Source organism: Acidovorax sp. sif0632 (genome assembly GCF_019218805.1).
Classification (GTDB): Bacteria; Pseudomonadota; Gammaproteobacteria; order Burkholderiales; family Burkholderiaceae_C; genus Acidovorax; species Acidovorax facilis.
In genome coordinates this window covers 157,085-177,370 of sequence record NZ_JAHUWW010000009.1, presented here as the reverse complement: position 1 = coordinate 177,370, position 20,286 = coordinate 157,085, and the positions used below count along the sequence as shown (strand labels likewise).

General features: G+C 65.3%; 19 protein-coding genes. 11 read left to right on the top strand and 8 right to left on the bottom strand.

Translation table 11 applies throughout. The features are described 5' to 3' along the window. The first annotated feature begins 17 nt into the window (after positions 1 to 17). Positions 18 to 752 (top strand): monofunctional biosynthetic peptidoglycan transglycosylase, encoded by a 735-nt coding sequence (gene mtgA, locus KW832_RS23740; RefSeq protein WP_218301700.1) that lies wholly within the window; start codon positions 18 to 20, stop codon positions 750 to 752. 107 nt (positions 753 to 859) lie between these two features. Here mtgA and KW832_RS23735 read toward each other — a convergent pair whose 3' ends face one another. Beyond that, the gene (locus tag KW832_RS23735) at positions 860 to 2,356 is read right to left on the bottom strand and encodes a cytochrome P450 (protein ID WP_255577927.1); all 1,497 of its coding nucleotides are present in this window, start codon (positions 2,354 to 2,356) and stop codon (positions 860 to 862) included. Between the two features lie 25 nt (positions 2,357 to 2,381). On the opposite strand from KW832_RS23735, the gene KW832_RS23730 reads away from it, so the two are divergent. The 5 genes from KW832_RS23730 (at position 2,382) to KW832_RS23710 (ending at position 6,452) form a co-directional block, all read left to right on the top strand. Next, positions 2,382 to 3,293, top strand: a complete 912-nt coding sequence (locus tag KW832_RS23730) for a helix-turn-helix domain-containing protein (RefSeq protein WP_228896224.1) — start codon at positions 2,382 to 2,384, stop codon at positions 3,291 to 3,293. 84 nt (positions 3,294 to 3,377) lie between these two features. Then, on the top strand, positions 3,378 to 4,151 hold the full coding sequence (locus KW832_RS23725) for a 1-acyl-sn-glycerol-3-phosphate acyltransferase (protein ID WP_121508584.1): 774 nt from the start codon (positions 3,378 to 3,380) through the stop codon (positions 4,149 to 4,151). 2 nt (positions 4,152 to 4,153) lie between these two features. Beyond that, positions 4,154 to 5,146: a phosphatidate cytidylyltransferase gene (locus KW832_RS23720; protein ID WP_055395967.1), complete on the top strand. Its 993-nt coding sequence runs from the start codon at positions 4,154 to 4,156 to the stop codon at positions 5,144 to 5,146. 82 nt (positions 5,147 to 5,228) lie between these two features. Continuing rightward, positions 5,229 to 5,777 (top strand): crossover junction endodeoxyribonuclease RuvC, encoded by a 549-nt coding sequence (gene ruvC / locus KW832_RS23715; protein WP_055395965.1) that lies wholly within the window; start codon positions 5,229 to 5,231, stop codon positions 5,775 to 5,777. 42 nt (positions 5,778 to 5,819) lie between these two features. Then, positions 5,820 to 6,452, top strand: a complete 633-nt coding sequence (locus KW832_RS23710; RefSeq protein ID WP_218301698.1) for a DJ-1/PfpI family protein — start codon at positions 5,820 to 5,822, stop codon at positions 6,450 to 6,452. Between the two features lie 81 nt (positions 6,453 to 6,533). Here the strand turns inward: KW832_RS23710 and KW832_RS23705 are convergent, their stop codons facing one another. Beyond that, complete coding sequence (locus KW832_RS23705) at positions 6,534 to 7,286, bottom strand: M48 family metallopeptidase (protein ID WP_176887008.1); 753 nt, start codon at positions 7,284 to 7,286, stop codon at positions 6,534 to 6,536. Between the two features lie 356 nt (positions 7,287 to 7,642). Next, entirely contained in the window at positions 7,643 to 8,128 is a 486-nt protein-coding gene (locus KW832_RS23700; RefSeq protein ID WP_055395973.1) for a CZB domain-containing protein, read from the bottom strand. A 203-nt stretch (positions 8,129 to 8,331) separates the two neighbouring features. Between KW832_RS23700 and KW832_RS23695 the strand changes: the two genes are divergently transcribed. Continuing rightward, positions 8,332 to 9,351, top strand: coding sequence for an LLM class flavin-dependent oxidoreductase (locus KW832_RS23695; protein ID WP_218301697.1), 1,020 nt, complete (start codon positions 8,332 to 8,334; stop codon positions 9,349 to 9,351). A gap of 18 nt (positions 9,352 to 9,369) precedes the next feature. Here the strand turns inward: KW832_RS23695 and KW832_RS23690 are convergent, their stop codons facing one another. Further along, complete coding sequence (locus tag KW832_RS23690; protein WP_218301696.1) at positions 9,370 to 10,146, bottom strand: hypothetical protein; 777 nt, start codon at positions 10,144 to 10,146, stop codon at positions 9,370 to 9,372. Positions 10,147 to 10,363: 217 nt separating this feature from the next. Continuing rightward, positions 10,364 to 11,113, bottom strand: a complete 750-nt coding sequence (locus KW832_RS23685; protein ID WP_218301695.1) for an SDR family NAD(P)-dependent oxidoreductase — start codon at positions 11,111 to 11,113, stop codon at positions 10,364 to 10,366. A gap of 234 nt (positions 11,114 to 11,347) precedes the next feature. On the opposite strand from KW832_RS23685, the gene gspF reads away from it, so the two are divergent. From gspF to KW832_RS23670, 3 genes are all read left to right on the top strand, one after another. Further along, positions 11,348 to 12,580: a type II secretion system inner membrane protein GspF gene (gene gspF, locus KW832_RS23680; RefSeq protein WP_055395957.1), complete on the top strand. Its 1,233-nt coding sequence runs from the start codon at positions 11,348 to 11,350 to the stop codon at positions 12,578 to 12,580. Between the two features lie 4 nt (positions 12,581 to 12,584). Further along, positions 12,585 to 13,517 (top strand): 5'-nucleotidase, encoded by a 933-nt coding sequence (locus tag KW832_RS23675; RefSeq protein ID WP_121421141.1) that lies wholly within the window; start codon positions 12,585 to 12,587, stop codon positions 13,515 to 13,517. 147 nt (positions 13,518 to 13,664) lie between these two features. Continuing rightward, positions 13,665 to 14,057, top strand: a complete 393-nt coding sequence (locus tag KW832_RS23670; RefSeq protein ID WP_370460251.1) for an EF-hand domain-containing protein — start codon at positions 13,665 to 13,667, stop codon at positions 14,055 to 14,057. An 87-nt stretch (positions 14,058 to 14,144) separates the two neighbouring features. On the opposite strand, the gene KW832_RS23665 is transcribed toward KW832_RS23670, so the two are convergent. From KW832_RS23665 to KW832_RS23655, 3 genes are all read right to left on the bottom strand, one after another. Further along, the gene (locus KW832_RS23665) at positions 14,145 to 14,576 is read right to left on the bottom strand and encodes a hypothetical protein (protein ID WP_029414343.1); all 432 of its coding nucleotides are present in this window, start codon (positions 14,574 to 14,576) and stop codon (positions 14,145 to 14,147) included. A 319-nt stretch (positions 14,577 to 14,895) separates the two neighbouring features. Beyond that, complete coding sequence (locus KW832_RS23660; protein ID WP_218301694.1) at positions 14,896 to 15,402, bottom strand: DUF1854 domain-containing protein; 507 nt, start codon at positions 15,400 to 15,402, stop codon at positions 14,896 to 14,898. 23 nt (positions 15,403 to 15,425) lie between these two features. Next, a complete protein-coding gene (locus tag KW832_RS23655; RefSeq protein WP_218301693.1) occupies positions 15,426 to 17,732 on the bottom strand; it encodes an ABC transporter ATP-binding protein in 2,307 nt (768 codons plus the stop codon). Between the two features lie 253 nt (positions 17,733 to 17,985). Between KW832_RS23655 and cphA the strand changes: the two genes are divergently transcribed. Continuing rightward, on the top strand, positions 17,986 to 20,190 hold the full coding sequence (gene cphA, locus KW832_RS23650) for a cyanophycin synthetase (protein ID WP_121508576.1): 2,205 nt from the start codon (positions 17,986 to 17,988) through the stop codon (positions 20,188 to 20,190). Positions 20,191 to 20,286 lie beyond the last annotated feature (96 nt).

Here is a 20,286-nt window from a genome sequence, read left to right as displayed (position 1 = left end):
CGAGGAGACACACCGCGATGAAACCCGTGCTGCGCTGGCTGGGACTGGTGGTGCTCGCCTTCGTGGCGCTGCAGCTGTTCTTTGTGGTCCGTATCGCGGCCATGGTGGTCATCGACCCCGAATCCACCAGCTTTCAGCGCTCCGAGGCCTGGATGCTGCTCACCACCAAAGGCAACGTCCCCTGGCGCCAGCAGTGGATGCCCTACGCCAGCATCTCCGACCAGCTCAAGCGCGCCGTGATCGCCTCGGAAGACGATGGCTTTGTGAGCCACGACGGCGTGGACTGGAATGCCATCGAAAAAGCCTGGGAGCGCAACGCCAAGGCCGAAGCCCTGGCCAACAAAGCCCAGGCCCGTGCCCCCGACCGCCCCGTGCGCGCCCCCAAGATCCGGGGTGGCTCCACCATCACGCAGCAACTGGCCAAGAACCTGCTGCTCTCCGGCGAACGCACGCTGCTGCGCAAGGGGCAGGAATTTGTACTCACGCTGCTGCTGGAGCAGCTGCTGAGCAAGCAGCGCATCCTGGAGATTTATCTGAACAGCGTGGAATGGGGCGAAGGCGTGTTCGGCGCCGAGGCGGCCGCGCAGCACTACTTCCGCAAAAGCGCCTCGCGCCTGAGCGCCACGGAAGCCGCGCGGCTGGCGGTAATGTTGCCTGCACCCAAGCGGTTTGAGAAGACACCGGGGTCGGCGTATCTGGCGGGAAGGACGCGGACCATCCTGGCGCGGATGGGGAGCGCCGAACTGCCCTGACAGGGCCTGTCAACGTTCGGAGACCGGCACCGCTGGCGCCCTGCCAAGCCTGCCAAGCCTGCCAAGCCTGCCAAGCGGAATATTAGCGCGCATTCAGAGGGTGCTGATCAGCGCCGCTGCAGGCGCAGCACCACGGGGGCATCGGGCCGCAAGGTCACATGCAGCTTCGGCACGCACGCTGGTGCACCCTCCGGCAACCGCAGCCGGTACCGCTGCAACAACATCGCCGCCAGCAGCGTCATCTCCAGCATCGCAAAGTGCTGCCCGATGCAGACGCGTGGCCCCACCCCAAACGGTATCCACGCGCCTTTGGGGATGGCCGGGGCGTCATCCAGAAAACGCTCCGGCACAAAGCGGTCGGCCTGGGCAAACCAGCGTTCATCCCGGTGCAGCACCCAGGGCGTGATGCGCAGCATGGCGCCCTGGGGCACCTCCACGCCGCCCAGCGTGATGGGTGCGGTGGTGCGCCGGGTCATCAGCGCGGCAATGGGTGGGTACAGGCGCAGCGCCTCCTTGAGCGTGGCGGACAGAAATGGTAGTTGCGCCAAGTGCTCGGGGCCGGGCGTCTGGCCTGGGGGGAGCACGCTGTCCACCTCGGCCTGTGCGCGTTGCGCGGCCTCGGGGTGTTCGGCCATCAGGCGGCTCCACCACAGCAGCGTGGTGGCGCTGGTCTCGTGCCCGGCCTGGAAGCTGACCATGCACTGGTCGAAAACCTCCTGCGGCGACAGCGGCTCGCCGGTGGATTCGTCGCGCAGCGCCAGCAGCATGTGCAGCAGGTCAGTGCGTGGCGGGGCGCCTGCTGAATCTGCCGCATCCCGGCTGCGCGCACCGATATGGCGCTGCACCAGCCCCTTGAGCACCCTGAGCGCGCGCCGCTTGGCGGCCTTGCCGGGCAGTGGTAGCCAGTCGGGCAGCGTGAAGGGCATGAACATTTCGCGGAAGGCTGTCTCCGACAGCGTCTGCGTGGCCCAGGCGGCATCGCGCGCGTCGGCCTGGGCCGATTCGCTGAACAGCGTGCGCAGGATCACGTCCATGGCCACATCGGTCCAGAGCGTGTCCATGGCCACCAGCGCTTCGGACTGGCCAGCGGGCACGGCGGCGTCGAGTGCGCTGCGGGCGGCATCGGTCATGAGCTGCGCGTAGCCCGCCACGCGTTTGGGGGTAAAAGCAGGCATCAACATGCGGCGCTGGCGCTGCCAGGTGTCGCCCTCGGTCACCAGCACACTCTGGCCGAACACCTGCTCGAACACGGCGATGCCGCGCTCCCAGCGGATCAGGTGGTCTGCGTGGGTGACCAGCGCCTCGCGCACGAGGTCGGGCGACAGGAGGTCCCAAGCATCTTCATTACCCAGGCGCATGCGAGTCAGGTCGCCATGGTCACGCTGCAGACGGGTGACGAAACCGAGGTAATCGGCCCGCATCTCCCACAGCAAGGGCAGGCCCCACCAGCGGCTGGGCGGGCCACCGGGCTCGGGGAGCCGGGCTGGCGCAAGCTGCGCAGAGGGGGAAGGCGTTGCGGGCTTCGATGGGGCAGTGGTGATGGCGTGGTTCATGGTGCGGATGGTGCGGTGCAGCAGCGGGCAGGTATTGAACGAATTCGACATCGCCCCTGGCCTACACTCGCGCCCCATGGCAACCCTGGTCCCACCTTCCGCACGGCATCCGCAGGGGCTGATCCCCTCGGGCCAGCTGTGGCTTCCGCGCGCCAGCCTGTCGGCCTGCCTGCGCGGCACCATGGTGCGCAGCACACTCGGCTACACGCTCACGGATGCGCAACGCATCAACCGCTTTCCGGCCACGCCCCTTTGCAGCCTGAGCTGGTGGTTTGAAGGCCGCAGCGAAGCCCTGGTGGCAGACCGCCCCGACACCCTGCCCGGCCTGCACAGCCCGCGCGAGGCGTATCCCGGCCGCTGGGTGCTGGCGGGCCCCCAGACCCGGCCCAGCGCCAGCTATTGCGCAGCGCCCACCCACGCCATGATGGTGATGTTCATGCCCGACGCGCTGCACCAGCTCACCGGCCTGGAGCCCGAGGCGCTGACTGACCGTTTCGTGGATGCGCAAACCGTGCTGCCACCCGACTGGATCGCGATGTGCGAAGCCGTGCAGCACCAGCCGGGCGATGCCGCCCGCATGGACTGCCTGGAGGCGTTTCTGGAACCCCGCTGGCAAGCCTGCCGTCCCGCGCAGGCGCTGCAGGTGCAGCGCTATGGCGACTGGGCCATGCACCTGGCACAACGCGCCGCCGTGTCGGCTCCAGGCCGCAGCCTGCGCCAGCTGGAGCGCCGCATCAAGCGCTGGGCCGGACTGCCGCTGCGCGAGCTGCGCGGCTTTGGCAAGGCCGAGCAGGCGTTTTTCGACACCATCGCTTCGGACGCCGCGAAGGGCACCGTGAAATGGGCCGATGTGGCGGCAGGCGCGGGCTTCTCGGACCAGTCGCACCTGTGCCGCGTCACGCGGCGCATCACCGGCTATGCCCCACAGGCGCTGTACGACGGCATCTACGGCGACGAGGCGTTCTGGGCATATCGCATCTGGGTGTAGTGGCCAGGGTAGCTGCAGCCGCCCGGCTGCGGCCCGCCAAAGTACACGCCCGGCAGGGCACACCCGCCACGTATCATCCCCGCCATGCTTGCCAAGTTGATGAGTTTCCTTCTGCTGGGGATCGTGCGGTTTCTGACCGGTTCCCAGGCCCGCTGGTACGGCTGCCCGCCCAAGGCCGAGCAGCGCATTTATTTCGCCAATCACCAGAGCCACGCCGACATGGTGCTGATCTGGGCCGCGCTGCCCGAGGAGCTGCGCAGCATCACCCGGCCCATTGCGGCCAAGGACTACTGGACCAAGACGCCGTTCCGCCAGTGGATCACCACCGCCGTGTTCAACGCCGTGTACGTGGACCGGCAGGCCACGCCTGCGCGGCCCCCGGCGCCCCTGGCGGCGGAGCCGGTGGGCGTGCTGGAGGCCCTGGCCACCGCCGCCAGCGACGCGGACACCGCCATGGCCGGCGGCCCCGATCCGTCGCCCGAAGCCCCGCCCCGCGCGCCCACCCCCGAGGAGCTGCGCGCAGCCCTGCCCGAGTCCGACCCGCTGGCCCCGCTGGTGCGTGCGCTGGAGAGCGGTGACTCCATCGTGATCTTTCCCGAAGGTACGCGCGGCCATGGCGACGAGCCGCAGCCGTTCAAGTCGGGCCTGTTCAAGCTGGCGCAAATGTTCCCGCAGGTGGTGCTGGTGCCCGCCTGGATCAACAACGTGCAGCGCGTGATGCCCAAGGGCGAAGTGGTGCCAGTGCCCATCCTGTGCTCAGTCACTTTTGGAGAGCCTGTGCAGCTGGAGGCAGGTGAAGAGCGTCGCCCGTTCCTCGACCGGGCACGCCGTGCAGTCATCGCACTCAGGGAAGTCTGAACATGAACAACTTCCTCCGCAATTTGACTGCCACCCAGCAGGTCGGTGCCCTGTTCCTGGTGATGTTTGGCATCCTGTCCGTCGTCACCATCTGGGCCTTCGTACGCAATCTGCGCGAACACGCCAGCGACGACCCTGAGTCCGAAGCCCGCATTCTCGAAGCCAAGCGTTTCTGGGGGCTGCTCAAAACATCCTGGATGATGGCTTCCGTCTTCTGGATTGGCTGGGTCCTGGGCGACACGGTAGCCACCGTGCTGTTTGCCATCGTGGGGTTTTTTGCGCTGCGCGAGTTCATCACGCTGTCGCCCACACGGCGTGGCGACCACCGCAGCCTGGTGCTGGCGTTTTTTGTGGTGCTGCCGCTGCAGTTCTGGATCGTGGGCAGCAAGCACTTTGACCTGTTCACGGTGTTCATCCCCGTCTACGTGTTCCTCGCCCTGCCCGTGGTGAGTGCGCTGGCCAACGACCCGCAGCGTTTTCTGGAGCGCAACGCCAAGCTGCAGTGGGGCATCATGGTCTGCGTGTACGGCATGAGCCACGTGCCCGCGCTGCTGCTGCTGGACTTTCCGGGCTACCGCGACAAGGGCGCGTTTCTGGTGTTTTTCCTGGTGTTTGTGGTGCAGACCTGCATGCTGGTGCAGCACCTGCTGGGGCGGCGCTTTCCGCACAAGCCCGTGGCGCCGCAGGTGAGCCAGAGTTTTCAGTGGACGAGCTGGCTGGCCGGTGTGGCGGCCGGGGGGCTGGCCGGCGGGCTGCTCACGTTCATCACCCCGTTCAAGCCCGGCCAGGCGCTCGGTATGGCGCTGCTGGCTTGCGTGGCGGGCAGCCTGGGGCACCTGGTGATGAAGGCCCTGAAGCGCGACCGGGGGATCACCAGCTGGGGCATGCAGGGCATGTCGGTCACCGGTGCGGGTGGCCTGCTCGACCGGGTGGACGCGCTGTGTTTTGCGGCGCCGGTGTTTTTCCATTCGGTGCGCTGGTACTTCGGTCTGTAAATGAACCGACCCAGAAGTTTTCAAGAAAATTGGCACCTAGCGCTTTACCAACAAGCGATAGCAGCTATCAAATAATGAGCAAATGCGCATCTTAGGCATCGACCCCGGCCTGCAGACCACCGGATTTGGCGTGGTAGACATGGACGGCCACAAGCTCAGCTACGTGGCCAGCGGCACCATCCGCACCACCACGCTGGCGCTGGGCGATCTGCCCGGGCGCCTGAAGATCCTGTTCGACGGCATCACCGAAGTGGCGGCCCGCTATGAACCCGATGTGGCCTCGGTCGAGATCGTGTTCGTCAACGTCAACCCCCAGTCCACCCTGCTGCTGGGCCAGGCACGGGGCGCCTGCATCACGGCCCTGGTGGCGAGCAATTTGCCGGTGGCCGAATACACCGCGCTGCAGATGAAAAAAGCCGTGGTCGGCCACGGCCGCGCCGCCAAGAGCCAGGTGCAGGAGATGGTGCGGCGCCTGCTCAGCCTGCCCGGCGTGCCAGGCACCGACGCGGCCGATGGCCTGGGCATGGCCATCACGCATGCGCATGCGGGTGCTGCCATGGGGCGGCTGGGCGAAGCCGCCACGCTGAACCGGCGCCAGCATGCGATGTACAAGGGTGGGCGGAGTTACTGAGCCATTGGCCTTATGAGCCGCCACAACGCAAGGAGCCTGCGCATGAATTTCGGCATCGTTCTGTTCCCCGACGTCGAGGAACTCGATTTCGTCGGCCCCTGGGAAATGCTCACGATGTGGAGCCGCTACGCCGATGGCCCCCAAAACTGCATGACTGTCGCGCAGACGGCAGCGCCCATCACCTGCGCCAAGGGGCTCTCGGTCAACCCCCACCACGCTTTCGACAACTGCCCACCGCTGGACTACCTGCTCGTCCCCGGTGGCCAGGGCACGCGGCGTGAAGTGGACAACCCGGCCATGCGCGATTTTGTGGCGCGGCAGGCGCAAACCTGCCAGGCCGTGTTGTCCGTCTGCACGGGTGCTTTTGTGCTGCACGCGGCTGGTCTGCTGGGCGGCAAGCGCGCCACCACACATTGGGGGTCCCTGGACCGCCTGCGCGCACTGGGCGATGTGGAGGTTGTGGAGCAGCGCTGGGTACGCGATGGGTCGGTGTGGACGTCCGCCGGGGTATCAGCAGGCATTGACCTGATGCTGGCGTTCATCGCCCATGTAGGCGGCGAAGAAGCCGCAGGCAAGGTGCAGTTTGGGGCGGAGTACTACCCTGACGCAAAGGTGTATGGTGATTTCCGAGGTCATCCGCAAGCACCGAGGTACATCCGCAACGGTCCCACGTAAAAAAACCGCGCCCGAAGGCGCGGCCCCACCAGGTATCAAGCTAAAGCCGCAGGCCCACCTTCAGGCCTTCGGGCCTTCAGGTCAGGCAACCTGCGTCTTCATCCGGTCCGCCCGCTCCTTGGGTGACGGATGGGTAGACAAAAAGCTGGTCGAATCCCCGCCCGACATGGCGGCGAGTTTTTCCAGCGCAGTGACGCAAGCGGCGGGCTGGTATCGCTTGGCCTTCATGAAGCCCATGGCGTAGTCGTCAGCCTCGCGCTCGTTGCTTTGCGAATGCTGTGCGCGCACCACTTTCTCGAACAGGTCACCCAGCTGCGAGCTGGCAATGGCACCGGCCTTGCCGTTGCTCGACGCCACGGCATTGCGCAGCGCGCTGGTGCGCAGGGCGGTCTGGATGCGGGCCTTGGTGTGGCCGGCCTTGACGTGGCCGATCTCGTGGCCGATCACATAGCGCACTTCATCGTCGGTGAACTTGTCCATCAAACCCGAATACACCCGGATGGTGCCGTTGGCCATGGCAAAGGCGTTGATCTCGGGCGTGAGGTAGACCTTGAAGTTCATCTTGAGGCCGTCGTGGGTGCCCAGGCCCGAGGTGAGCTTCGTGAGGCGCTTGGCATAGGGGTTGCCTGCCGGGGCCACCTGGTTCTGGCTGTCCATCTCGGCGGACATCTGGTCGAACGTGCTCTTGAGTTCCTCGTCCGACAGGCTCTCGGACTTGGCCAGGTCCTTGCCTGCATCCAGCATCTTGCCCAGGTCAAACTGCGCCCACACGGGCGATACGGCGCTCACGCCGGAAGCCAGGGTTACGAGCGTCAACAATTTACGGCGGTCCATGGGGTTCCCTCTCTGACGTGGTCAGCTTCTTGATTGGTCTTGAATCGATGGGTCGATTGTGTTTTTGCGCAACCAACTGCAAGCAATGGTTGGCGCGCGCCGAAGGATAGCCACGCCAACGGCGTTTCTCGCTGGCGGCCGTGTCTTCAGATGTAAGAACTGTGTGCCGATGCTGGCGGGCGGGCCGAAACGGTGGGGACTGGGCGAGGTTGCGGCGCCGGAAATCTTCGCAGAATTCAGAAAAAAATGGCCTTAGCGCTTGTGCATAAAGCGTTTTAAGCTATCAAAAACAGAGCAACCATTCACACAGCGCCGACTGGCCCTGGCCGTGCCTGTGTACACCGCGCCCCAAGGTATCAGCGCCCCAGGCCCCGCTTGAGTTCCTTGAGCAGCAACAGCACCTGGTTGGACGCATGGCGGCAGCTGCTGTTGAGCAGTTGCACGGCCTTTTGCTGCTCGCCCGCCTGGAACGCAGTCACCACATCGGCCGCCTGCTGGTGAAAGTATTTGTGCCGGGCCACCAGCATGTCGAACGCGGGGTAATGCCCCAGCCGCACGCGCCCCGTGCCATAGAGCCATCGGCCCAGGTCGCAGCGGTCGTCCTGGCAGATGCGTTCGGGCCGCATCACTTCCTGCGAGCGGCCATTGACCATGTCCTGCAGCTGCAGGCGCCAGCGCTCATGGCTGGCAATGGCCGCGTCGATATCGATTTCGGTCATGAGCATGGAGGCGTACTCGGCGTCCAGCACCAATTCGCTGCCGTTGTCTTCCATGGCCCAGGTGGTGTCAGGGCTGGTGGGATCTTGCTCCCGGATCTTGAACAGACGACTGAAAAAACCCATGCTTGGTCCCTGTGGAGGCACCCCGTCCGCCAGCACCAGGAATGGTCCTGCCGGAAATGCCTTGAAACATTCTGTGGGGCGCGCGCGCTTTTGGCTACCAAAAAATGACCTCTTGGTAAAAACCGTGCGCGTCAACCCTTCTGGCCCTGCCAGCTCTGCCCCGGTAGCCAGCAGCAATGTGGCCAGGGCCAGACAATGCACGGATGACTTCCACTGCTCAACGCCCCGCCCTGTCCATGCTCGACCTCGTCGCCGTCCGGGAGGGCGGCACCGTAGCCGATGCGCTGCAGATTGCCCTGCGCACCGCGCAACATGCTGAAAAGCTGGGTTTTGCCCGTTACTGGCTGGCAGAGCACCACAACATGGCGGGCATTGCCAGCTCAGCCACCGCCGTGCTGGTGGGCCACATTGCCGGCGGTACCTCGCGCATCCGTGTGGGTTCTGGCGGCGTGATGCTGCCCAACCACGCGCCTCTGGTGGTGGCCGAGGCCTTTGGCACCCTGGCCGAGCTGTACCCGGGCCGCATCGACCTGGGACTGGGGCGCGCGCCGGGCACGGACCCCACCACCATGCGCGCACTGCGCCGCAGCCGGGTAGAGACAGCCGATGATTTTCCGCAGGACGTCGCAGAGTTGCAGCGCCTGCTGGCCCCGGCCGAACCAGGCCAGCGCCTGATCGCCATGCCCGGTGCGGGCACCAACGTGCCGATCTGGCTGCTGGGCTCCAGCCTGTTTTCGGCGCAACTGGCGGCGGAGCGCGGGCTGCCATATGCCTTTGCCTCGCACTTTGCCCCGCGCCTCCTGCACCAGGCCATTGACCTGTACCGCAACCTGTACCGGCCGTCCGCCGCCTGGCCCCAGCCCTATGTGGTGATCGGGGTGCCGCTGATTGCAGCGCCCACGGATGAAGAAGCGGAGTTTCTGGCCAGCAGCACCTACCAGCGGGTGCTGGGCATTCTGACCGGCGACCGGCGCCGCCTGCTGCCGCCCGTTGAGAACTACGCCGCGCAGCTGCAGCCCCAGGAGCGCGCCGCGATTGGCGACTTTCTGGCCGCTGCCGTGATCGGCGGGCCGGACACGGTGCGCGCGGGCCTTGCACAGCTCACCGAAGCCACCGGGGCCAATGAGCTGATGCTGGTGAGCGATGTCTACGACCCAGCACTGCGCCTGCGCTCGCTGGATTTTGCGGCACAGGCCCACGCCGAAGCGTGGGAAAGCCGCTGAGTGCCTTGATAAAAGAGCTTAGGTCTTCTGTCCGGTGTAGACGAAAGTTTCTGCCTTGCTCGCACTCTGCCCCATGATCACGATCGCTTGGGTGGTGTCGTTGTACAGAACAACGTGTTGAACAACCACGCCATCGCCCACAGGGCAGGCGGCCCCGCTGAAGGTGAGCGGCAGATCAAACACGTTCCGGCCGCTGGCGCGGGGCACCACGGTGCCGCGAATGGAGCAGCCCGGGTAGGAGGGAATCGACACCAATCCACCGGTGGAAATGGAAACCGACACCAGGGGCTCCCGCACCTGATTGCCAATGCCGGTGCCGGAATACGTACCCAGCAACTCGCTCACGACAGCAGGCTGCTCGTAGAGCACGCCATAGGTACCGGTGAACTTCACGCCCTTGGAATCCGTGACCTGCACAGAATCCCGCACCGCGTACTTGCCGCTATAGCTGACCGCCACCGTCGTCCGGCTGGCAAGGTTTGCCTCATCCACCACATTGAGATAGCGCCCGGTGCCAGAGACAACATCTGGGCCCGACGTCTGAACGGCGCCTTGCGATATGCCCACCACGGCGCCCACTGCATCGGTCAGGATGCTCCAGGATTCGCCGTTCTCCAGCACCACACCCTGCACATTCAGAGGGTCGGTGGTCGCCCCGGTCCACAGGCCTTCCACGCCGGTGACCACGGTCGCAGGAGGCTTTGGCGCAGGTGGCGCCACATCATCCCCGCCTCCGCCGCAAGCAGATAACACCAAAGCGGCAACCAGTCCTCCCAGGGCAGTCGTCTTATTCACTTTCTTCTCCTTTGTGAGTCAAATCTGGGGGGCTGCGCCATGGCGCGGCCCCAACTGCCGCATCTTAAGCGCAGGCACCGCAAGCGGCACAGGGCAAAATGGCATCCGGTGGCGGGCCGTCTCACCCACGCCACATCGGGTTCGAGGAGAACTTCATCAGAGGCAGCCACCCTTTCCAGCCATCCAGTTTCCATGGCTCCAACGCCGCGCCGGTGTTTTATCGCGCCAGGTAGCCGCCATCCACCGGGTAATACGCCCCGGTCACAAACGACGCCTTGCTGGACGCCAGCCAGGTCACCAGCTCGGCCACCTCTTCAGGTTGCCCCAGGCGGCCGATGGGGTGGGCGCCCACCAGCATCGCGTTGATGCCAGCATCCTGCTCCAGCCCGCTGATCATGGGCGTATGGATAAAGGCAGGCCCGACGGCATTGATGCGCACGCCATGGGCGCTGTATTCAATCGCAGCCGCCTTGGTCAGCCCCACCACACCATGTTTGGCAGCGGTGTAGGCCGGGGCGGTGGCAAAACCCACCGACCCCAGGATGGATGCCATGTTGATGATGGAGCCGCCGCCATTCTTGAGCATGGCTGCGATCTGGTATTTCATGCCGTAAAACACGCCGGAGAGGTTGATGTTGATGACCTGGGCCCAGCCATCCAGGGGGTAATCGACCGTGGCCGCCTGCGGGCCGCCGATGCCCGCGTTGTTGCAGGCGATGTCCAGCCGGCCGTAGTGGGCCACGGTGCGGTTCACCAGCGCTTCGCAGTCCTCGGGCCTGCCCACATCGGCAGCCACAAAAATGGCATCGCCCCCGGCTGCGCGTACCAGCGCCGCCGTTTCCTCACCCGCCTGCACATTCACATCCGACACCACCACCTTGGCGCCTTCGCGCGCCCACACCAGCGCAATGGCACGCCCAATGCCCGACGATGCCCCGGTGACCAACGCAACCTTGTTCTTCAGCATGAAAGACTCCTTGTTCATTCAGAACACCTGCAACCCGATGCCACAGATCGCGTTTCATTCTGCGCGCCCAATGCGTCAGCGCCTTGACCTGGGTCATCCCGCTGGCAAGGGTACTGGCCCACAGCCATGGGCCTTGGGTACCGGCTACCATCAGGGGCTGCAAGGTTTTCGCCCGCATCAGCCTGTTGTGTGACCGCCTGATTTCCACGCCACCGCCATACCGCCCGCACCCGCATGCCTGCTTTTTCCTTTGAAGCCCTGGACGCCCAGGGCCAGACCCGCAAGGGCCTCATGGAGGCCGACACCGCCAAGGCCGCGCGCAGCCTGCTGCGAGCCCAGGCCCTGGTGCCCCTGGCGGTAGAGCTGGTGCAGACCGGCCAGTCGCTGGATGGCAGCTCGGCCAGCCTCAGCCAGCGCCTGTTCACGCGGCCCGTGTTCAGCGCCACGGGCCTGTCGATCTGGACGCGGCAGATTGCCGGGCTGGTGTCTTCCGGCCTGCCGCTGGAGCGCGCCCTCACGGCACTGTCTGAAGAAGCCGACGACGAACGCCAGCGCCATCTGGTGGCCGCACTGCGCGCTGAGGTCAATGCCGGGGCCACGTTTGCGCGCGCCCTGTCGCAGCACCCGCGCGAGTTTTCCGATATCTACTGCGCGGTGATCGGCGCGGGCGAGCACAGCGGCAACCTGGGCCTGGTGCTGGAACGCCTGGCCGACGACCTGGAAGAACGCCAGGCGCTCAAGGCCAAGCTGGTGGGCGCTGCGCTGTACCCCGCCATCGTGACCATCGTGGCCATCGTGATCGTGCTCTTCCTCGTGGGCTACGTGGTGCCCCAGGTGGCCAGCGTGTTTGCGGGCACCAAGCGGGCGCTGCCGTTTCTGACCGTGGCCATGCTGGGCATCAGCGCTTTTGTCCGCAGCTATGGCTGGATGATGCTGATTGCTTCTGTTTTGATAGCTTTTGGCACACGCTGGGCGCTGACCATCGGGCATATTCGCGAAAAATTCGATGCTGCCTGGCTCAACCTGCCGCTGGTGGGCAAGCTGGCGCGCGGCTACAACGCGGCGCGTTTTGCGGGCACCTTGGCCATGCTGGCGGGTGCGGGCGTACCCATCCTCAAGGCGCTGCAGGCCGCCGCCGAAACGCTGAACAACCGCGCCCTGCGCGCCGATGCACTCGAAGCGCTGGTGCTGGTGCGCGAAGGTGCGCCCCTGGCCTCGGCGCTGGCGCAGAAAAAGCGCTTCCCCGGCCTGCTTTCCATGTTTGCGCGCCTGGGCGAGCAGACGGGGCAACTGCCGGTGATGCTGCAGCGCGCCGCCAGGCAGCTTTCCACCGAGGTCCAGCGCCGCGCCATGGCGCTGGCAACCATCCTGGAGCCTTTGCTCATCGTCGGCATGGGCCTGATCGTGATGCTCATCGTGCTGGCCGTGCTGCTGCCGATCATCCAACTCAACCAGTTCGTGAAGTGACTTTATGGCCGTGACCCTCGACGACAAGCTGGTGGTGGCGATCTCATCGCGGGCGCTGTTCAACTTCGAGGAGGAAAACCGCGTCTTCGAGCACGAGAGGGATGACCGCGCCTATGTGGACCTGCAGCGCCAGCGCCTGGACGTGCCCGCCGCACCCGGCGTGGCGTTCTCTCTGGTGCGCAAGCTGCTCGCCTTCAACACCTCGGAGCACCAGCGGGTGGAGGTGGTGCTGCTCTCGCGCAATGACCCGGTCAGTGGGATGCGCGTCTTCCGCTCCTGCAACGCCCATGGCCTGCCCACCATTCAGCGCGGCGTGTTCACCCAGGGGCGTGACCCTTTTCGCTATCTGCGACCGCTGGGCGCACACCTGTTCCTGTCTGCCAACGAGGCCGATGTGCGCGAGGCGCTGCACCTGGGCTACCCGGCCGCGCGGGTGATCACCGAATCGGTACAGGCAGGCGACGCCAACCCGCAGGAAGTGCGCATTGCCTTTGACGGCGACGCCGTGCTGTTCTCCGATGAGGCCGAGCGTGTGTACCAGGCCGAAGGCCTGGCCGCCTTCCAGCAGCACGAAACCGACAAGGCCGCCCTGCCCCTGCCCGATGGCCCGTTCAAGCCCCTGTTGGCGGCGCTGCACCGACTGCAATCCGCCGGAGAGGCCGGCGGCACCACCGGCATGCGCATCCGCACCGCACTGGTCACGGCGCGCAGCGCCCCGGCGCACGAACGCGCGATCCGCACGCTGATGGACTGGAACATCGATGTGGACGAAGCCATGTTCCTGGGTGGCCTTCCCAAGGGCGAATTCCTGCGCGAATTCGAACCCGACTTTTTCTTCGACGACCAGACAGGCCATGTGACCTCAGCCGCCCGTCATGTGCCAGCCGGCCATGTGAACAGCGGTATCTCCAACCCCCTGCGCCCTGCCGGCGATTAACCCGGGGCCGGGCACGGACCCGCGTTCCTTCGAAAAGTTTTGCAATCCCCTGCAACTCCCGGTGAAAGCTGCAAGCCTTGGGTTGCATTCAGCCCACGCACGCCCAGCTGTGCCAACATCGTTGCCAGTCCACAGAAGGAGCCTGTTTTGCGCATCAGATTTTCCCTGGCCGCCTGCGTGATGAGCACCCTGGCGACAGCCTTGGGCACCACTGCGCTGGCCATGCCCCCTGCAACTGCGTCGGCACCGCCTGCACCCGCTGCCAGCACCCCCGCGGAATCCCAGGCAGCCCTGACCAAAGGCGAGATCAAGGCCATGCGCGAGTTCAAGATGCTGGACTTCAATGGGGACGGCAAGCTCAGCCGCACCGAGGTCAAGCTCTTTCCCCGCCTGGCCGCCGCGTTCGACGATGCAGACACGGACAAGGATGGCTATGTGTCGTACGAGGAAGTGCGGGCCTTTGCCGCCAAGTACCGCGCGGAGCGGGATCAGCAGCGGGCGGCACAGGCAGCGGCTCCCGCTTCATCGCCCCGGCCTTGAGGCCAGAATGGGGCAAAAATTGAATGAAATAAGGCTCCAGCGCTTATCAGTTATGCGCAATTAGCTATAATTTTAGGAGCAAAACCCTCACAAGCCACCAGTGCGCTTGATCTTGGGGTCCGAGTAGGTCAGCGGCTCGTTCTTGACCTGCTGGGCCATGCGCTCCTGCAGGGTCATCTTGTTGATGTCCTGCGCCACCTCCACCGCACTGCCACTGGCCCGCCACATCGACTGGATCAGCTCCAGCAGTTGTTTGTAGATCGGCTCCTTGGGGGGCTCGGGCGGTTCTTCCACGGTGTCTTTTTTCTTGACCTCGGTCCAGTCCCGGTTTGCTACATCGGGCGCGGAGGGCTTGTCGGGCTCGCGCACGATGGCGCCCTCGCCCAGCCGGTCCATGGATTCGACGGGATTGGATGCATTGATGGGCCGCACCGGCGGCGCGCCAGAGGCGCCAGTGGAATACAAATCAGCGCCCTGAGGACGCCAACTCGGCGATCGGTCGACAGGTGGCATTTGCATGGCAGTGGCCCCAATGGTTGATGAATAGATATGCTCGAAGTGCAGAGGCTTTTTCGCCGTCTTCGTAATCTATTACGGCAAAAAGAAGGGGAAATTTAGGTCTTTTTCACCGATTGGCTCAAATTTAGGGTTTTCCCTAATCTTTGTCACCCTTTTGGGAGCATGCGGGGGCCGGATCGGCTCACAGCCGACCGATTGCACTCATTCCCGCACCGGGTCTGGAGCTACTGGCTTGTGGGGGGAGCGGGCACGGCAGGGCTTGGCACTGCCGTTGTGCCTTGCCGGTGGAGACACAGGGATGACCCCGTACAGGGTCAGATCAGAGAAAGCGTTCCAGCAACCGGCGCGAATGCCGGTCCAGCGCCGTGGTGTCTTTGACGCGGAACTGCAGGCCGTCGCCCCCGGCAATCAGCAGGCGGGTGCGTCCGCCCAAGCGGCGGATGTCTTCCTCGGCCTTGAGGACGAGGCTGGCAGGGCCCCGGTCCGTCTCCACCTGCCAAGTGCTGGGGGTGGAGAAGCTCGATACTGCAATGATTTTTTCGATAGTGGGCACAAACTCTCGCACTTCCAACTCTTCTTCGATGAGCTGGCGGGCGGGGGCTGGCAGTTGGTCCAGCCGGTCGATCCACAGCAGTTCGTGGCCGTCAGATCCAATCAGCGAGAGCCCTTCGGCGGGTGCCGCGATGGGGAAGGCCCGCACAGGCGTGACGCCCTCGTGGGCCGTGCCGTCGGCCAGGGTCAGAACCAGCCGACCGTGTGGATTGCGCGCCAAGGTGAACGTGGCGGAGGCGGTGGACGGCGATTGCGGGAAGGAAGGGGTGTTCATGGCGTTTTCCTGCAGTGCAGTCATCACGGGTTGCCCGCAGGGTGGGCGGGGTGCAGCAGGCTGCTGTCGATGATGACGCCGGCCGCCTGGGCGTCTTCTTCGGCACGGCGCGCCTGGGCTTCGTAGAGCCGCCAGTAGGCGCCCTGCTTCTCCATGAGTTCGTCGTGCGGCCCGACCTCCACCACTTCGCCCCGGTCCATCACTACCAAGCGGTCGGCTTTGCGCAGGGTGGACAGGCGGTGGGCGATGGCAATCGTGGTACGGCCCTGCACCAGGTTGTCGAGCGCCTTCTGGATTTCCTTCTCGGTCTCGGTGTCCACGGCCGAGGTGGCCTCGTCCAGGATCAGGATGCGCGGGTCGATCAGCAATGCGCGGGCAATGGAAATGCGCTGGCGCTCGCCGCCCGAGAGGCCCTGGCCGCGCTCACCCACGAGTGAGTCGTAGCCATGGGGCAAGCGCAGGATGAATTCATGGGCGTGCGCAGCACGGGCCGCCGCCACGATCTCCTCGCGCGTGGCCTCGGGCTTGCCGTAGGCGATGTTCTCGGCAATGGTGCCGAAGAACAAGAAGGGCTCCTGCAGCACCAGGCCGATGTGGCGGCGGTAGTCGGCCACGGCAAAACGGCGGATATCGATGCCATCGACCTGGATGGAGCCATCGCTCACGTCATAGAAACGGCTGATCAGGTTGACCAGCGTGCTCTTGCCTGAGCCGCTGTGGCCCACCAGGCCGATCATCTCGCCGGGGCGGATATCCAGATCCAGCCCCTTGATGACTGCGCGGCTGCCGTAGCGAAAGCCCACGCCCTGCATGGTGATCGCGCCCTGCACCTTGTCCACCTTCACGGGTTGGGCCGGATCGGGCACGTTGCTCACATGGTCCAGGATGTCGAAGATGCGCTTGGCGCCAGCGGCGGCCTTTTGCGTGACCGAGACAATGCGGCTCATTGAATCCAGCCGCCCGTAGAAACGGCCGATGTAGGCGATGAAGGCCGTGAGCACACCCACCGTGATCTGGTTGCGCGACACCAGCCAGATGCCGAAGCCCCACACCACCAGCAAGCCAATTTCAGTGAGCAGCGACACGGTGGGCGTGAACAGGCTCCAGGTCTTGTTGAGCTTGTCGTTGACTTCAAGGTTGTGTTGGTTGGCGTCGCGAAAACGCTGGGCTTCGCGCTTTTCTTGCGCAAAGGCTTTCACGACCCGGATGCCCGGGATGGTGTCGGCCAGCACGTTGGTCACTTCGGACCACACGCGGTCGATTTTTTCAAACCCGGTGCGCAGACGATCGCGCACGGTGTGGATCATCCAGCCGATGAAGGGCAGCGGCACCAGCGTGACCAGCGCCAGCCATGGGTTGATGGAGAACAGAATGGCCGCCGTCATCATGATCATGAGCACGTCGGTCACAAAATCCAGGGCGTGGAGGGACAGGAAGACGTTGATGCGGTCCGTCTCCGAGCCAATCCGCGCCATCAAATCTCCCGTGCGCTTGCCGCCAAAGTAGTCCAGTGACAGGCGCAGCAGGTGCTCGTAGGTGGTGGTGCGCAGGTCGGCGCCGATGCGCTCGGACACCAGCGCCAATATGTAAGTACGCGCCCAGGAGAGGCCCCAGGCCGCCAGCGCCGACAGCAGCAGGCCGCTCAGGTACAGCAGCACCAGGCCGGGTTCGATCTGCTTGCCGTTCTGGAACGGGATCAGGATGTCATCCATCAGCGGGATGGTCAGATACGGCGGCACCAGGGTGGCGGCGGTGGACGCCAGCGTCAGCGCAAAACCGGCGGCCAGTTGCTTGCGGTAGGGCCGGGCAAAGCGCCACAGGCGCAGCAGCACCCAGGTGGAAGTTTGGGGCGGCTGGGCGCGGGCGCAGGCCGGGCATTCTTCGGTGTCGGGCGGCAGGGGCGTGTGGCAGGTGGGACAGGCGGGTTCGTCGGCCTCATCCTCGGCGCCGTTGTCACCCCGGGCGCTTTGCTGCTCAAAACGCTGCAGCAGACGCAGGGCCTGGGCGTGGTGCGCGAGGGTAAAGCGCCACAGCGCCAAGCGCTCGCGAGGGCTGTGCAGCTCCAGCGAGCCCACACCGCCATGGTCCTGCAGCTTGAGCGCCAGGCCATCGCCCAGGGGCCAGCTGCGCCAGGCCGTGGTGCCCGCATCACAGGCCAGCAGCCGTTCAGACGTCACCACCACCCAGCCTGCCGCAAAGCGCAGCGCCGTGCTCAGGTCAACCTGAAGCGCTGCCAGTACGTTTTCCTTGGAAGCGAGCATGGCCCGCAAATCGGCCCCCAAAGGGCCAGAAAAGACACCCGAGGCGTCCACAGAATGGTGATGTTGCATTTTTGGTTGGGTTTTCCGCCCCCGGCTGCCTGCGGTGACCGATCTCGCGAAAGCGCGAATTCTCCCCGATACTGCATGCCACGGTGCGACGGCATCCTCATTTAACGCCTCTGACGCTCATTTGGCTGACACTGCGCACAGCCCCAGGACTGGAGCACAATCCTCGTCCACAAAAGTTTCCTTTCACAGTTTCTTCCTCTCCCGCATAGCCCATAGCCCTTACCCGGCCGGACCAACTCACCCGCTGCAATCCATGGCGAAACTCAACGACATCCAACTGCTTCGCATCAACTACCTGCGCGGCCCCAATATCTGGACCTACCGGCCTGTACTGGAAGTCTGGCTGGACCTGGGCGAGCTGGAGGACTACCCCTCCAACCTGCTGCCCGGTTTCAACGACCGACTTACCGCCTGGCTGCCCGCACTGATCGAACACCACTGCGGCGTGGGCGAACGCGGAGGGTTCCTGCAGCGCCTGCAGGAAGGCACCTGGTGCGGCCATGTGCTGGAGCACATCGTGATCGAGTTGCTCAACCTGTCGGGCATGCCCACCGGTTTTGGCCAGACCCGCAGCACCAGCCAGCGCGGCGTATACCGCATGGTGTTCCGGGCGCGCGACGAAAGCGTGGCGCGTGTGGCGCTGGCCCAGGGCCACGCGCTCATCATGGCCGCCATCAACGATGAGCCGTTTGACGTGGCTGCCGCCGTGGCCCGTGTGCGCACCGAGGTGGACGACCAGTACCTTGGCCCCAGCACCGCGTGCATCGTCACCGCCGCCACCGACCGGGGCATCCCACACATCCGCCTGAACGACGGCAATCTGGTGCAACTGGGCTATGGCGCCAGCCAGCGCCGCATCTGGACGGCTGAGACCGAGTTCACCAGCGCCATCGCCGAAGGCATCGCCAGCGACAAGGACCTGACCAAGAGCCTGCTCAAGTCCTGCGGCGTGCCCATCCCCGAGGGCCAGGTGGTCAACAGCCCCGAGGAAGCCTGGGAAGCCGCCCAGGACATCGGCCTGCCTGTGGTGGTCAAGCCCTCTGACGGCAACCACGGCCGGGGTGTGACGCTGGATCTGCACAAGCAGGCAGACATCGAGGCCGCCTACCACGTGGCCTACCCCGAGGGCAGCGACGTCATGGTCGAGAGCTTCATCCCCGGCGACGAGCACCGCCTGCTGGTGGTGGGCGGCAAAGTGGTCGCAGCGGCACGTGGTGAAGTGGTCACCATCACCGGCAACGGCCGCTCCACCGTCAAGGAGCTGATCGACACCCAGCTCAACTCCGACCCGCGCCGTGGCTACGAAGAAGAGTACCCGCTCGAAATCATCGACCTGGCCACTGACACCAAGGTGCAACTCGAACTCAAGCGCCAGGACCTGGGCGCCGACTCGGTGCCCGCCGCTGGCCGCCAGGTGGTGGTGCAGCGCAACGGCAACGTGGCCGTGGACTGCACGGACGACGTGCACCCCGAGGTGGCCTACATCGCCCAGTTGGCGGCTAAGGTGGTGGGGTTGGACATCGCCGGCATCGACTTGGTGGCCAAGGACATCTCTAAACCCCTGCACGCCCAGGGCGGTGCCATTGTCGAAGTGAACGCAGGCCCTGGCCTGCTGATGCACCTGAAGCCCGCCGTGGGTGCACCGCGCCCTGTGGGCCAGGCCATTGCAGAGCATCTGTTCCCGTCGGAAGACGATGCGGGCCAGGCAGGCCGCATTCCGCTGGTGGGCGTGGCGGGCACGCGTGGCACGTCAACCATCGCGCGGGTCGTGGCCTGGCTGCTGCACCTGAGCGGCCACCACACGGGCCTGGCCTGCCGCGAAGGGCTGTTCCTGGACCGCCGCTGCGTCGAATCGACCGATTGCGCGCACTGGGAGGCCGCCCACCGCCTGCTGATGAACAAGACCGTGCAGGCCGCCGTGATCGAAAGCGACGCGCGCACCATCCTGCGCGACGGCCTGGCCTACGACCGCTGCCAGGTGGGTGTGGTCACCGACATGGACGGCGTGGAAACGCTGGCCGAATTCGACGTGCACGAACAGGACCAGATGACCAAGGTGATGCGCACCCAGGTGGACGTGGTGCTGTCGGAAGGAGCAGCGGTGCTCAACGCTGCCATCCCGCAAGTGGCCGACCTGGCGCCGCTGTCGGACGGTGCCGTGGTGCTGTATGCCCAGGACGCCACCCTGCCCGTCATCGTGGAACACCGCGCCAAGGACAACGGCCGCGCCGTGGTCGTGAAGAACGGCCGCGTGGTGCTGGCCACGGGCAGTGCAGAACATGTACTAGGCTCGCTGGCAGACCTGACCTTTGGGCGCAATGCCGTGGCGCCCGACACCGACGCCCTGCTGGCTGCCATCGGCACGGCCTGGGCGCTGAACATTGCCCCCGACCTCATCGGCGCTGGCATCAAGACCTTTGAGCCCGAACTGGTCCCCACCGCCGCACTGCGGTCGTGATGGCACCTCGCGCATTAGCTTTAGTTTGTTGTTTGACCTCGCATCCCACGACCTGAACAGGGCCTCAGCGCCCTGATGGACCACTGAAAGAGACTT

Bases quoted from the DNA above. Each gene is read 5' to 3' on its own strand.
- KW832_RS23685 (WP_218301695.1), bottom strand. From the start codon at position 11,113: ATGCTGAAGAACAAGGTTGCGTTGGTCACCGGGGCATCGTCGGGCATT.
- KW832_RS23665 (WP_029414343.1), bottom strand. From the start codon at position 14,576: ATGCAAATGCCACCTGTCGACCGATCGCCGAGTTGGCGTCCTCAGGGC.
- KW832_RS23730 (WP_228896224.1), top strand. From the start codon at position 2,382: ATGGCAACCCTGGTCCCACCTTCCGCACGGCATCCGCAGGGGCTGATC.
- KW832_RS23660 (WP_218301694.1), bottom strand. From the start codon at position 15,402: ATGAACACCCCTTCCTTCCCGCAATCGCCGTCCACCGCCTCCGCCACG.
- cphA (WP_121508576.1), top strand. From the start codon at position 17,986: ATGGCGAAACTCAACGACATCCAACTGCTTCGCATCAACTACCTGCGC.
- KW832_RS23695 (WP_218301697.1), top strand. From the start codon at position 8,332: ATGACTTCCACTGCTCAACGCCCCGCCCTGTCCATGCTCGACCTCGTC.
- KW832_RS23655 (WP_218301693.1), bottom strand. From the start codon at position 17,732: ATGCAACATCACCATTCTGTGGACGCCTCGGGTGTCTTTTCTGGCCCT.
- KW832_RS23675 (WP_121421141.1), top strand. From the start codon at position 12,585: ATGGCCGTGACCCTCGACGACAAGCTGGTGGTGGCGATCTCATCGCGG.
- gspF (WP_055395957.1), top strand. From the start codon at position 11,348: ATGCCTGCTTTTTCCTTTGAAGCCCTGGACGCCCAGGGCCAGACCCGC.
- KW832_RS23725 (WP_121508584.1), top strand. From the start codon at position 3,378: ATGCTTGCCAAGTTGATGAGTTTCCTTCTGCTGGGGATCGTGCGGTTT.
- mtgA (WP_218301700.1), top strand. From the start codon at position 18: ATGAAACCCGTGCTGCGCTGGCTGGGACTGGTGGTGCTCGCCTTCGTG.
- KW832_RS23710 (WP_218301698.1), top strand. From the start codon at position 5,820: ATGAATTTCGGCATCGTTCTGTTCCCCGACGTCGAGGAACTCGATTTC.
- KW832_RS23700 (WP_055395973.1), bottom strand. From the start codon at position 8,128: ATGGGTTTTTTCAGTCGTCTGTTCAAGATCCGGGAGCAAGATCCCACC.
- KW832_RS23705 (WP_176887008.1), bottom strand. From the start codon at position 7,286: ATGGACCGCCGTAAATTGTTGACGCTCGTAACCCTGGCTTCCGGCGTG.
- KW832_RS23735 (WP_255577927.1), bottom strand. From the start codon at position 2,356: ATGTCGAATTCGTTCAATACCTGCCCGCTGCTGCACCGCACCATCCGC.
- KW832_RS23720 (WP_055395967.1), top strand. From the start codon at position 4,154: ATGAACAACTTCCTCCGCAATTTGACTGCCACCCAGCAGGTCGGTGCC.
- ruvC (WP_055395965.1), top strand. From the start codon at position 5,229: ATGCGCATCTTAGGCATCGACCCCGGCCTGCAGACCACCGGATTTGGC.